Annotated in this window: 10 protein-coding genes; 5 read left to right on the top strand and 5 right to left on the bottom strand. The window is 70.7% G+C overall.

Annotation, left to right across the window (positions count from 1 at the left end; translation table 11 throughout):
* Positions 1 to 74: 74 nt before the first annotated feature.
* Entirely contained in the window at positions 75 to 1,061 is a 987-nt protein-coding gene (locus tag OG510_RS01700) for an ROK family protein (protein ID WP_406134840.1), read from the bottom strand.
* Positions 1,058 to 1,768 carry a GntR family transcriptional regulator gene (locus OG510_RS01705; protein WP_406134841.1) on the bottom strand — a complete coding sequence of 237 codons (711 nt, stop codon included), beginning with the start codon at positions 1,766 to 1,768 and terminating at the stop codon, positions 1,058 to 1,060. The genes OG510_RS01700 and OG510_RS01705 overlap by 4 nt, the downstream gene beginning before the upstream one ends.
* Before the next feature lie 142 nt (positions 1,769 to 1,910).
* Here OG510_RS01705 and OG510_RS01710 point away from each other — a divergent pair, with 142 nt between their 5' ends.
* On the top strand, positions 1,911 to 3,377 hold the full coding sequence (locus tag OG510_RS01710) for a sugar porter family MFS transporter (protein WP_406142272.1): 1,467 nt from the start codon (positions 1,911 to 1,913) through the stop codon (positions 3,375 to 3,377).
* A gap of 98 nt (positions 3,378 to 3,475) precedes the next feature.
* Here OG510_RS01710 and OG510_RS01715 read toward each other — a convergent pair whose 3' ends face one another.
* The 3 genes from OG510_RS01715 to OG510_RS01725 all read right to left on the bottom strand — a co-directional run bounded on the left by OG510_RS01715 (position 3,476) and on the right by OG510_RS01725 (position 6,748).
* A complete protein-coding gene (locus OG510_RS01715) occupies positions 3,476 to 3,856 on the bottom strand; it encodes an SH3 domain-containing protein (RefSeq protein WP_406134842.1) in 381 nt (126 codons plus the stop codon).
* 257 nt (positions 3,857 to 4,113) lie between these two features.
* Positions 4,114 to 5,796: an FAD-dependent oxidoreductase gene (locus OG510_RS01720; RefSeq protein ID WP_406134843.1), complete on the bottom strand. Its 1,683-nt coding sequence runs from the start codon at positions 5,794 to 5,796 to the stop codon at positions 4,114 to 4,116.
* Positions 5,797 to 5,836: 40 nt separating this feature from the next.
* Positions 5,837 to 6,748, bottom strand: coding sequence for a diiron oxygenase (locus OG510_RS01725; RefSeq protein ID WP_406134844.1), 912 nt, complete (start codon positions 6,746 to 6,748; stop codon positions 5,837 to 5,839).
* Between the two features lie 177 nt (positions 6,749 to 6,925).
* On the opposite strand from OG510_RS01725, the gene OG510_RS01730 reads away from it, so the two are divergent.
* The 4 genes from OG510_RS01730 to nrfD all read left to right on the top strand — a co-directional run bounded on the left by OG510_RS01730 (position 6,926) and on the right by nrfD (position 13,011).
* Positions 6,926 to 7,522, top strand: a complete 597-nt coding sequence (locus OG510_RS01730) for a TetR family transcriptional regulator (RefSeq protein WP_406134845.1) — start codon at positions 6,926 to 6,928, stop codon at positions 7,520 to 7,522.
* 121 nt (positions 7,523 to 7,643) lie between these two features.
* Positions 7,644 to 10,916, top strand: coding sequence for a formate dehydrogenase (gene fdh, locus OG510_RS01735; RefSeq protein WP_406134846.1), 3,273 nt, complete (start codon positions 7,644 to 7,646; stop codon positions 10,914 to 10,916).
* Positions 10,917 to 10,921: 5 nt separating this feature from the next.
* Positions 10,922 to 11,914: a 4Fe-4S dicluster domain-containing protein gene (locus OG510_RS01740; protein WP_406142273.1), complete on the top strand. Its 993-nt coding sequence runs from the start codon at positions 10,922 to 10,924 to the stop codon at positions 11,912 to 11,914.
* Complete coding sequence (gene nrfD, locus OG510_RS01745) at positions 11,911 to 13,011, top strand: NrfD/PsrC family molybdoenzyme membrane anchor subunit (protein ID WP_406134847.1); 1,101 nt, start codon at positions 11,911 to 11,913, stop codon at positions 13,009 to 13,011. Before OG510_RS01740 ends, nrfD begins: the two co-directional genes overlap by 4 nt.
* Positions 13,012 to 13,091 lie beyond the last annotated feature (80 nt).

Raw genomic sequence — 13,091 nt, forward strand, 5'->3', positions numbered from 1 at the left:
GGAGGGGGCGGGCTTGGTCATACGGCGTTCCTTCGTCCTGTGATGCGGCTGGTTGGGGGGTGCGGTCTTCCTGGTCACGGGGCCGTGGTTCCCCCACGGCCCTCCAGGACGAGGGCAGCCGCGCCGACGACCGCGGCCCGGGGGCCCAGAGCCGCCGGGACGGGGCGCAGCCCGGAGGGGCACGGCAGGAGTTCCGCCGTGAACGCGTCGGTGAGCGGCTCCCAGTACGCCGCGCCGATCGAGGCGACGCCGCCACCGATCACGACCCGCTCGGGGTCCACCGTGTTGACCAGTCCGGCCAGTGCGCGGCCCAGCGCCCCTGCTCCCCCGGCGAGTACCCTGCGGGCCGCGGCGCCGTCGGTGCCGGCCGGGCCTGGGTCCGTCTCGGCCAGGGCGGCGACATGCCGGAGGCCGTCGCCGTTGTCGCTTCCGGTCAGTTCACGGAAGCGCGCGGTCATGGCCGGACCTGAGGCCACCGCTTCGAGATGGCCGGTGCGGCCGCAGTTGCAGCTCAGCCCGGTCGCCTCGGGTACGGCGATATGCCCGAACTCGCCGGCGGTGGAGTGCGCGCCGCGCAGCAGCCGGCCGCCGATGACCAGGCCGCCGCCGATGCCGGTGCCCACACTGACGTACAGCGCGGACCGGCAGCCCACGCCCGCGCCATAGGTCTGTTCGGCCAGGGCGAAGACATTGGCGTCGTTGTCGGCGGCCACGGGCAGACCGAGCCGGGCGGTCAGCTCCTCGCTCAGCCGGGTGCCCGCCCAGCCCGGAAGCAGGTCATTGGCGGAGAGGACGACCCCACTGTCGCGGTCGATGACGCCGCCGGTCCCGATGCCGAGCCCTTCGGCCTGCTGGTGGCCGGGGAGGTCCAGGACCGCGGCCGCGATGGCGTCGAGCACCGCGGCCGGTCCCTCGGCTGCGGGGGTGGGCCGCACCAGGGAGGTCAGCAGGGTGCCGTCGGCCGAGACGAGACCGGCGGCGATCTTCGTGCCGCCGACGTCGACACCGACGAGGGAGCGCTGTGCCGAGGCGCCGTCCGGCGGCCGGTGCGAAGTGGTCATGGCTGTGTCCTGCGTACGGTGAAGCGGATGTCGTAGAGATCGGCGCGGTAGATCGTCGTGGTGGCCTCGACGGGGGTCTCGCGGTGGTCGAGGCCGACGCGCTCGACCCGCAGCCCGGCGCTGCCCGGCGGTACGCCCAGGAGCGCCGACTCGGTGTCGCCGAGGTCCACGGACCGCACGATCTGCTGGGCCGAGCGGATGTCGAGCTGGTAGCGCTCGCTCAGCAGGGTGTACAGCGAGCCGGTCAGGTCCGCTTCGAGGAGGCCGGGCACCCGCCGCGCCGGGAGGTGGACGGTCTCCAGACACATCGGGGAGCCGTCCGCGAGGCGCAGGCGCGAGACACGGACCACTTCCATGTCGGGCGTGGTTGCGAGCCGCTCACCGATGCGCCTCCCGGCCCGTACGGTCTCGGCGGCCAGCAGCCGGGTGCCGGGTTCGAGGCCGCGCTCCCGCATGTCCTCGGAGAAGGAGGTGAGGGTGAGCGACTTGGAGACCACGGCGGGTGAGACGAACGTGCCGGCGCCCTGCACCCGGTAGACGTTCCCGGCGGCCTCCAGGGCGTCCATGGCCTGCCGGACGGTGTTGCGCGAGACGCCGTAGCGGGCGGAGATGTCCCGCTCGGTCGGCAACGGGGCGTGCGGCGCGGCCCCGGCGATGTCGGTGAGCAGCGCCAGCCGGAGCTCTTCGTGTTTGGCCTGTCTGGCCACGCGTACCACTCTCACATCCGATAGGTACCAACCAATAAAGCAATTATTACGTCAGATCTTGCATACGGCCAAGTGGGGTGCAAGATTGGTCCCAACCAATTTGGACGGCCGGGCGTGCTGAGCTTCACTCCACACCGGCGATATCCGTGAGCGTCCGGCCGCGTGGCACGCCACCCACTCCGGCCGTCCGTTTCATGAAGGGAACAGTGCCATGGCGTCACCCGAGACCACTGTGACGCGGGGAAGCAGCGGCAGTCTGCGGCCGGTGATCGGCGTCGCGCTGGTGGCCGCTCTCGGCGGTCTGCTGTTCGGTTACGACACCGGAGTCATCTCGGGAGCACTGCTCACGATCGAGTCGGACTTCCACCTCAGCTCGTTCAGCTCCGGTGTCGTGGTCAGTTCGATCCTGGTCGGCGCCATGATCGGCGCGGCGGTCGCTGGCAACCTCTCCGACCGGTACGGGCGCCGCCCCGTCCTGGTCGCGGCCGCGGGCATCTTCACGCTCGGCGCCGCCATGGCGGCCTTCGCCCCGTCGGCGGTGATGCTCACAGCGGCGCGTGTCGTCCTCGGCCTGGGCATCGGCGTGGCATCGAACCTGGTGCCGGTCTTCATCGCCGAGGTCGCGCCGCCCCTCTACCGGGGACGGCTGGTCGGCCTCAACCAGCTGATGATCACGCTGGGCATCGTTCTGGCGTACGTCGCCAACTACTCGCTGGAGGATGTCACCCACAGCTGGCGCTGGATGTTCGGCCTCGCCGCGGTTCCCGCCGTCCTGTTCGGCCTCGGCATGGTCGCGATGCCCGAATCCCCGCGCTGGCTGGCGCTGCGCGGCCACACCGATCGCGCGCTGGCCGTCTTCACCCGTCTGCGGGGGCCAGGCGACCCGGCGGCGGTGGAGGCCGAACTGGCCGAGGCGATAGCCGGGGCCGGCGACACGGAGAAGAGCGCGCCGGGCAGGGGCCGGTGGAAGGCGCTGACCGCCCGCTCGGTGCGGCCTGCGATCATCGCCGGTGTCGGCCTGCAGCTGCTCGGCCAGGCATCGGGTGTCAACACGGTCATCTACTACGCTCCGAAGATCTTCGAGAGCAGCGGACTCGGCTCCTCGTCGTCCATCCTCGCGACCGTCGGTGTCGGCGTGGTCAACCTTCTGATGACGCCGGTCGGCATGTTCGCCGTGGACCGCTTCGGCCGTAAGAAACTGCTCGCGTCCGGCGCCTGCGTCATGACCTTCTCACTGGCCGGCCTGGCCGTCACCCTGGCCGCCGGCGGCCAGGGCTCCTCGGTCGCCTGGCTCGCTGTGCTGTTCGTCGTCCTGTTCATCGCCGCCGTCGCCACGACACTCAACGTGGTGGTCTTCGTGATCCCGTCGGAGCTCTACCCGCTCCGTATCCGCGGGACGGCGATGAGTGCCACGATGTTCTCGAACTGGACGATGAACTTCCTGGTCTCGCTGACCTTCCTGACCCTGCTCGACGTCTTCGGCGGAGCGGGCACGTTCACCCTGTACGCGGTGGTGTGCGCACTGCTGACGGTGTTCGCCGTCCGCTGCGTCCCGGAGACCCGGGGCAAGAGCCTGGAACAGATCGAGCAGGAACTCCTGCCGAGGTAACGCCGGGCACAAAAAAGCGGGGCGCAGCCACTCCAGGAGAGGCTGCGCCCATCGACGCCGCGATGTTCCGCTCAGACGTCACACTGCGAGGGTTTCACTTACCGGCAGTAGCGCGGAATGCTGCCGACGTTGGCGACGTACCGTGCCGACACGAAGTTGCCCTTGGGGGTCTTGTACCAAAGGCTGTTGCCGTTCACGTTCTGGCCTCGCACCTTGCACACGATCGAGATGATCGAGTTGTACGAGTAGGAGCCGACGACCCGGTAGCGCTGGCTGGGGCCACTGCGCACCACTACTCCCGCCTTGGTGATCACGCGGCCCTTGTAGTACGCCGTCGCGGCAGAAGTCACCTGGCCCTTGTAGGTGGTGGCCCCACTGTTGCTGGAGTCACTGGCCAGAGCGGGGCCTGCGGCCACGCCGACGGCCATGGCACCGGCAGTCAGTGCCATGACGAGCTTGCTGGTCTTGGGCTTGAACACGCATTGCCTCCACGAGGTCACAGACCGATGGGTAGATGCGTGAGACGACGTCCCCAGGTGCGCCGACACGAGCGACACAGGTGTCGCACGATCCGACGTCGAGCGCCCCGGTGAGAGGGGCCGACCGCCTCAGCACGAGCAACGTACTGCCGCCCCCGCGTCAACCCCTCACAAAGCAGTTCGACACACTGCGTGGTCTCCTGAATGGGCGTATCAGCGCCGTCCGCCCCGATGTCCGGCCCCCGTTCACCCGCCCCTCAGGCGCTCCCGGCCCGGCCGAACCGCCTCCCGGCCCTGCGCAGCTCCGCGAGGGTCGCGAACTTGACGCGGGGACGGCCCGAGGCCAGCCCGTTCGCCCGCTCGGCCCGGTCGACGGCCAGCACCTCGCGGAGCCCGACGGCTTGCGGCTGCCTCCGGCGCACCAGGCGCGTGAAGTCCCGTCGTGTTCCTGACGGCTCGGGCAGCAGTCCTGCCGCGGCGTCGTCCATCAGTGCTCCGACGGTCTCCGCGGCGCAGGTGCGGTTGGTGCCGATACCGCCCGACGGTCCGCGTTTGGCCCATCCGACCACATAGGTCGCGGGCCAGGGGCTGTCCGACCCGGTGTCGGTGACCCGTCCGGCGTGGTTGGGCACCGTGGCCGTCACCGGGTCGAACGGCAGGCCGGCCACCGGTGCGCCCCGGTAGCCGGCCGACCGGACCACGAGGGTCGCGGAGATCGTGTCCTGCTCGGCGGTCCGTTCCGCATGCGGTGTTCCGTCGCGGTGGGTGACCGTGTTGTGGGCGACACGGACGGCCTCGACCCGCCCCTCACCGGTCAACTCCGTTGCCGAGGAGAAGAATCGCAGGACGATCCGCTTCCCCTCGGCCGGCGGCGACGTCAGGTCCGTCTCCTCGATGGCGATGCCGTCCAGGAGAGCCGCTTTGGATGAGGGGTCCGCCGCGGCGATGGCGTCGCGGACACCGGGGCGGTCGTCGACGACCACGGTGACGCCCCTGAGGTGGCGCAGAGCCAGGAACTCCGGCCGTGTGTAGGCCGCTTGGCCGGGCCCACGGCGGCCGAGCAGGACGACTTCGCGGACCTTGCTCGTACGCAGCGCGTCCAGCGCGTGGTCGGCGATATCGGTCCTGGCCAGCTCTTCCGGGTCCGTGACGAGGATGCGCGCCACGTCGAGGGCCACATTGCCGTTGCCCACGACCACGGCACGTTCCGCCGACAGATCGACGGCGGTGGCGGGGACGGTGGGGTCCGCGTTGTACCAGCCGACGAATGTCGATGCGGCGATGCTGCCCGCGGTGTCCTCGCCGGGGATGTCCAGGGTGCGGTCGGACATGGCGCCCACCGCGTAGACGACCGCGTGGTGGTGGGCGGCCAGCTCCGCGTGGGTGAGGTCCTTGCCGATCTCGACGTTGAGGTGCATGCGCAGCCTGGGGTGGCGGTAAATCCCCGCGAAGGCGTCGGCGATCCTCTTCGTCGGCTGGTGGTCGGGAGCGACGCCATGTCGTATCAGGCCGCCGGGGACCGGCAGCCGGTCGATCAGGGTGACCTCCGCCCCGGCGGCACGCAGCAGCGACTGCGCCGTGTAGCCGGCCGCCGGTCCTGTGCCGACGACCGCGATCCGCAGTGTGCCCGCTTCGTGCGGCACGGAGCGGGGGAAGTGCGGCTGCGCCCAGGTGTTGTCGGCCGGGCGGGCCTCGAAGTACTGCTTGTTGAGCTCGGCGTAACGGCTGTCGGGGCCGGGCGTCCGGTCCACGGGGAAGACCGCGTCCACCGGGCACGCGTCCGCGCAGGCGCCGCAGTCGATGCAGGTCTGCGGGTCGACGTACAGCATCTCGGTGGTTCCGAAGTCCGGCTCGTCCGGTGTGGGGTGAATGCAGTTGACCGGGCAGACCGACACACAGGAGGCGTCGTTGCAGCAGGTCTGGGTGATCGCGTAGGCCATGGCCCGGTCGCTCTCCTTGTGGCGGCGGAATGGGAAGCAGTCAGAGCATGTGGATGCGCCGGTAGATGGACATGGCGGGGCGGGTCAGCAGCCCGGCCTCGGAGAGGAAGCTCATGAGATGGGCCGAGCTGGTGCGCATCATCGACTTGCGGTGCGCGTTGTCGCGGACGGCGGCCACCGCTCGCCCGGTGTCCAGGCCCACCGCCGCGTAGACGTCCTTGTTCACCATGCTGGTGATGATGACCGCGGCGACCGTCGCGACGACCACACTGCTGGCCTGCCTGCGCGCCGGGCCCGCCCCGCGCAGCCGCTCACGCATCTGCTGACGCGCGAACTTCATGTGGCGGGACTCCTCGACGACATGGATCCGCGAGGTGGTCCGCACGATGGGCAGGACGTCCTCGCCGCGCATCCAGTCCCGCTGCATCACATCGAGGATCTCCTCGGCGACCAGGATCCCGCCATAGGCGACCTCGGCGGTGGCCAGTGTCTTGAAGCCACGGGCGAGTTCGATCGCGCTGCGGGCGGGGAGATAGGCGGGCACCCCCATCTTCTCGCAGGCGCGCGCGAACATGATGGAGTGCCGGCACTCGTCGGCTATCTCGGTCAGCGCGAACCGGAACTGGGGCTTCACCGGGTTCTTGACGTACTGGTCCCTGAGCACCATCTGCTGGAGGATCATCTCGAACCAGATGCCGGTACTCATGATCGACCCGACCTCGTGCCGGGTGAGTGCGACCTTCTGATCGGGCGTCATCTCGTCCCACAGCGGAGTGCCGTAGAGCGTGCTCCACTCGGGGTTGAGGCCGTAGAGGTCGCCGGGGAGCGGTGCGTCCCAGTCGACCTCGACCGCCGGGTCGTACGACAGCGTGGCGGCCGACTCCAGCAGGCGCTCCGATACGTCGTCATCGGCCGCGGCGCGCTGCTGAGGCCGAGTTCCTGTGTCAGTCATGATCAGTCCTCCGGTGCGTCCGCACGGTCAGGGGTGGGTGAGACGCCAGGGGCCCGGAGCAGCCTCCTCCGCCGGCGAGCCTCGGACACCCTCATCGACTACCGTCCAGTAGTTAGACACTTTCATAAGGAAGCGTCAATACTTTGGACAGTCATAGCTGGCTAAAGTAGGGGCACGATGACACGTTTTCGAGAAAGCGTTCGGTCACTGCTCCGCGACCAGGTCCTGAACGCCGCCTACCACCTCGTTGCCGCCGACGGCTGGGGCAAGCTGCGCCTCGCCGCCGTGGCGCGAGCCGCCGGTGTGAGCCGGCAGACCCTCTACAACGAGTTCGGGTCGAAGGAAGCCATCGGTGAGGCGCTGATCCAGCGCGAGTTGGAGGGTTTCCTGCTCGGCATCCAGCAGGAGCTGGACGCGCACCGCGGCGATCTCGAGGCCGCGGCGACGGCGGGGGTCGGCTTCACGCTCCGGCAGGCCGTCGACAACTCACTGATCAAGGCCGTGCTCCTGGCGGCGCGCGGCGGCGAGGACGACCTGCTGGCCTATCTGACCACCCGTGCCGAGCCCGTCTTCGACACGGCCATGGCCATGCTCGACGCGTACGCGACCGACGCCTGGCCCGAAGTCGACGCCGACTCGCGCAGCCTCGCCGTCGAGACCATCGTCCGGCTCACCGTCAGCCATATCGTCCAGCCCGCTGCGTCCCCCGAGGAGTCCGCCCGGCGCATCGCGCGGATCACGACGAGGATCGCCTACCCCGCGGCAGGACGCTGAGCCTCTCCCCCACCGCGAGCGATGAGCCCTCCGGCCGCCGCCGACGGGCCCTGCCGGCGTTGCCGAACGGCGTCCGTCAGGTGAGTCTGGTGGCGGGGACCGAGAGCCGCAGGAGGCAGCGATGGGGATCCGCAGGCTGATCACGGACTGGCCTGTCTACCGGCAGCTCACCGGATCCGACCCGCTCGGCAGGGGCAGCGCCGCCGTCTCACCCCGTACGGCCGGCCTCAGACCGCGTACGGACACCGCCGACCGTGTGGTCGAGTCCATCTGCCCCTACTGCGCCGTCGGCTGCGGCCAGCAGGTGTACGTCAAGGACGACGCCGTCGTCCAGATCGAGGGGGACCCCGGCTCCCCGGTCAGCCGGGGCCGTCTGTGCCCCAAGGGTTCGGCCACGCTCCAGCTCACCACCGGTGACGCCCGCAGGCACGAGGTCCTCCACCGGCGCCCGTACGCCACCGAGTGGGAGCGGCTCGATCTGGAGACGGCCATGGACATGGTCGCGGAGCGGGTGGTGGAGACCCGGCGCCGCACCTGGGAGTGGGAGCACGACGGGCTGCGCACCGCGCGGACGATGGGTATCGCGAGCCTCGGTGGCGCCACGCTCGACAACGAGGAGAACTACCTCATCAAGAAGTTGCTGACCGGTCTGGGCGTCGTACAGGTGGAGAACCAGGCGCGCGTCTGCCACAGCTCGACCGTCGCGGGGCTGGGCACGTCGTTCGGCCGCGGTGGCGCCACCACCTTCATGCAGGACCTCCAGCACTCCGACTGCATCGTCATCCAGGGATCCAACTACGCCGAGGCACACCCGGTCGGCTTCCAGTGGGTGATGGAGGCCAAGGCGCGGGGCGCGAAGGTCATCCATGTGGACCCGCGGTTCACCCGGACGAGCGCCCTCGCCGATCTGCACGTCCCCATCCGCGCGGGCAGCGACATCGCGTTCCTCGGCGCGGTCATCAACCACGTGCTGTCCGAGGAGAAGGACTTCCGCGAGTACGTCCTCGCGTACACGAACGCGGCGACGCTGGTCAGTGAGGACTTCCGGGACACCGAGGATCTGGACGGCGTCTTCTCCGGTCTGGACGAGGAGGCCCACCGCTACGAGCCTTCGAGCTGGCAGTACGAGGGCGCGGAGGTACAGGCGCCGGCGGGCGACCCCGACCAGCAGTACGAGGCACGCGAGGAGAGCGCAGAGGCCGGCCGGCGCATCGGCGAGGCCGGCGGATCGGAGACCCACGGGGCGGGCGGCGCCCAGGCACGCTCGGCGGCGCCCAGGGACGAGACGCTGCGGCACCCGCGGTGCGTCTACCAGGTGCTGAAGCGCCACTACGCCCGCTACACACCCGAACTGGTCGAGAAGACGTGCGGCGTCCCGCGCGAGACGTTCCTCGAGGTGTGCGAGGCCCTCACGTCGAACTCGGGACGCGACCGCACCAGCGCCTTCTGTTACGCGGTCGGCTGGACGCAGCACACCGTGGGCGCGCAGTACATCCGCGCGGCCAGTGTCCTCCAGCTCCTGCTCGGCAACATCGGCCGCCCGGGCGGCGGCATCCAGGCGCTGCGCGGCCACGCGTCCATCCAGGGGTCGAGCGACATCCCCACCCTGTTCAATCTGCTGCCGGGCTATCTGCCGATGCCGCACGCGCACGCCCATGAGGATCTCGACACCTTCGTCGACGCGAGCAGGACCGACAAGGGTTTCTGGGGCGACATGCGGGCCTACTTCGTCAGCCTCCTCAAGGCGTACTACGGGGAGGCGGCCACCGCGGAGAACGACTTCTGCTTCGGCCACCTCCCGCGCCTCACCGGCTCGCACGCCACGTACGACACCGTCCTGGCCCAGCTGGAAGGAGTCTGCAAGGGCTACTTCCTGATGGGTGAGAACCCGGCGGTGGGGTCGGCCAACACACGGCTCCAGCGGCTGGGGATGGCGAATCTGGAGTGGCTCGTGGTGCGGGACTTCTCCCTGATCGAATCGGCGACCTGGTGGCAGGACGGCCCCGAGATCGAGACCGGTGAACTCCGTACGGAGGACATCGGCACCGAGGTGTTCTTCTTCCCCGCCGCCGCCCACACCGAGAAGTCCGGCTCGTTCACCAACACCAACCGCTGGGTGCAGTGGCACCACGCCGCGGTGGAGCCGGGCGGCGACGCACGCAGCGACCTCTGGTTCACCTACCACCTCGGCCGCCGCATCAAGGAGCGTCTCGCCCGGTCCACCGACCCGGCGGACCGGCCCGTCCAGGACCTCACCTGGGACTACCCGGTCGAGGGCGGTCTGGCCGAGCCCGTCGCCGCCGCGGTGCTCGCCGAGATCAACGGACACGCCGCCGACGGCTCACCGCTGAGCGCCTACACCCAGCTCAGGGACGACGGTTCCACCCGGTGCGGCTGCTGGATCTACTGCGGTGTGTACGCGGACGGTGTGAACCAGGCGGCCCGCAGAAAGCCCCACACCGAGCAGGACTGGGTGGCCGCCGAATGGGCCTGGGCGTGGCCCGCGAACCGCCGCATCCTCTACAACCGCGCGTCCGCCGCCCCCGACGGAGCACCCTGGAGCGAACGGAAGGCCTATGTGTGGTGGGACGAGGTCCGGGGCTCCTGGACCGGCCACGACGTCCCGGACTTCGTACCGGACCGGGCCCCCGGTTATGTGCCGCCGGACGGGGCGACCGGCCCTGACGCGCTGCGCGGTGACGACCCGTTCATCATGCAGGCGGACGGCAAGGGGTGGCTCTACGCCCCGGCGGGCCTGGAGGACGGGCCGCTGCCGACCCACTACGAGCCGCAGGACTCGCCCTTCCCGAACGCTCTCCATCCGAAGGTTCCCCGCTCCCCCGTGCGCCACCTGATGCCGCACGAAGGGAACCGGTACCACCCGAGCGGTGACGAACCGGGCGCCGGGGTCTACCCGTACGTGGTGACGACCCACCGCCTCACCGAACACTTCACGGCGGGCGGTATGAGCCGCTGGTCGCCCTATCTCGCCGAGCTGCAGCCGGAGTTCTTCTGCGAGGTCTCCCCGGAACTGGCCGCCGAGCGTGGTCTGGAGAACGGCGGCTGGGCCACCATCATCACGGCGCGCAACGCCGTGGAGGCGCGGGTCCTGGTGACGAGGCGGATCAGGCCGCTCACCGTCCACGGCCGCACGGTCCACCAGATCGGGCTCCCCTTCCACTGGGGCCCGAACGGGGTGGCCACCGGAGACGCGGCCAACGAACTCGTGGCGATGGCGCTCGACCCCAACGCGCACATCCAGGAGGACAAGGCCCTGACCGCCGACATCATCGAGGGCCGCAGGCCCCGGGGGCCTGCGCTGCCGAAGCTGGTGGAGGAGTACCGGGTCAGGGCAGGCATCACGGACCGCACGGGAACGGAGACTGTCAAGTGACCGAAGTGACCGGCCAGTCGCGCCATCTGCTCAGCGGTCCCGAGCCGGACCCCGCCGGGGACGCGGGACATGACGACGCACCGCCCCGGGTCGGGTTCTTCACCGACACCTCCGTGTGCATCGGCTGCAAGGCGTGCGAGGTGGCCTGCAAGGAGTGGAACGCGATCCCGGAGGACGGCATCTCGCTGTCCGGGATGAGTTACGACAACACCCTCGGGCTAGGCGCTTCCACCTGGCGCCATGTCGCCTTCATCGAGCAGCAGGTGCCGGCGCCGTCGCCGGACGGACGTACCGAACTGCCCCTGCTCGCCGCCGCAGCGCCCGCCGCGGGCACACAGACCCAGCCGGACGCAGGACAGCCGGCCGCAGGACAGCCGGCCGCCGACGGCATGCGCTGGCTGATGTCATCGGACGTCTGCAAGCACTGCACCCATGCCGCCTGTCTGGACGTCTGCCCGACGGGCTCCCTCTTCCGTACCGAGTTCGGCACGGTCGTCGTCCAGCAGGACATCTGCAACGGCTGCGGCTACTGCGTACCGGCCTGCCCGTACGGGGTGATCGAGCAACGCCCCGACGACGGGCGGGCGTTCAAGTGCACCATGTGCTACGACCGGCTCGGCGCCGGGCAGGAGCCCGCCTGCGCCAAGGCGTGCCCCACGGAGTCCATCCAGTTCGGGCCGCTCGACGAACTGCGGGAGCGTGCGGCGCTGCGGGTCGGCCAGCTGCACGAGGCGGGCATCACGGATGCACGGCTGTACGGCGCCGACCCCGGGGACGGAGTCGGCGGTGACGGGGCGTTCTTCCTGCTGCTCGACGAACCCGAGGTGTACGGACTGCCGCCGGCGCCCGTCGTCACCACCCGGGACCTGCCCACCATGTGGAAGCACGCGGGGATCGCGGCCCTGTCGCTGGCCGGGGGTGTGGCCGTGTCGTTCGCCGCTCCGTTCGCTGCTTCGTTCGCCGTGTCTGCACTGCGCGGAAGGAAGGCACACCGATGACCGGCTCCGATGTGACCAGGGACGGCTCCGGCGGAGGACGCCCCGGGCGTACCGCTTCGCCGCGCGGCCTCCAGCCGGGCGGCGGCAGCGGAGGTGACAGCCACGGCGGCAGCCGGGCAGGCCGCCGCGGTGGCCGGGGTGGCCGCGGTGGCCGGGGGCGTCGGCGGGGCGAGGAACTCATGGTGCCGCGTGCCGAGTTCGACTCGTACTACGGGCGGCCGATCATCAAGGCGCCCTCCTGGTCGGCCACGGACATCGCCGGGTACTTCTTCTTCGGCGGTCTCGCGGGCGCCGGGTCGGTGCTGGCGGCCGCGGCCCAGGCGACGGGCCGCACCACCATGGCCGGTGCCATGAAGCTCTCATCGATCGGCGCGCTTTCGCTCTCCACGGCGGCGCTCATTCACGATCTCGGGCGGCCCGACCGCTTCCACCACATGCTCCGGGTGTTCAAGCCGACCTCCCCGATGAGCGTCGGCTCCTGGCTGCTCACCGGATACGGTGCCTTCGCCGGTGCGGCAGCCGCGAGCTCGGTGACCGGCAGGCTGCGGACCGCGGGCGCCGTGGCGACGGGCGGAGCCGCGTGTCTCGGGCCCGCCGTGGCCGCCTACACGGCGGTGCTCGCCGCCGACACCGCCGTACCGGCCTGGCACGGCGCCCACCGCGAACTGCCCTATGTCTTCGTGGCATCCGCGACGGCGGCCGCGTCCGGCATGGCGCTCGTGGTGTCGCCGCCCCGCGAGTCCGCTCCCGCCCGGTACGCGGCCGTACTGGCGGCGGCCGGCGAGCTGACCTCCATGGAGCTGGCAGAACGCCGCCTCGGGATGGTCGCCGAGACCTACCGGACCGGTCGCGCGGGCACCCTGCTGCGGGCGGCACGCGCGCTCACCGTCGGCGGGGCGGCCTGCGCCGCGCTCATCGGGCACCGTCACCGCGCAGCCGCGGTGGGCGGCGGCGCGCTGCTGCTCGCGGGCTCGGCCTGTACGCGGTTCGGAATCTTCGCCGCGGGTATCGCCTCAGCCGACGACCCGGCGTACACGGTGACACCTCAGCGGGAGAGTCTGCGGCGAGCGGAACCGGCGGGCGAACAGCGGACCTGAGGGGCTGCCCAGCCGCCCTGCCGCGTACTCTGTCGGCCCGCCCTGTCGGCCCACCCCGTCGGCCTACGCCGTCTGCCTGT

The organism is Streptomyces sp. NBC_01089, from assembly GCF_045162975.1.
Lineage (GTDB): Bacteria > Actinomycetota > Actinomycetes > Streptomycetales > Streptomycetaceae > Streptomyces.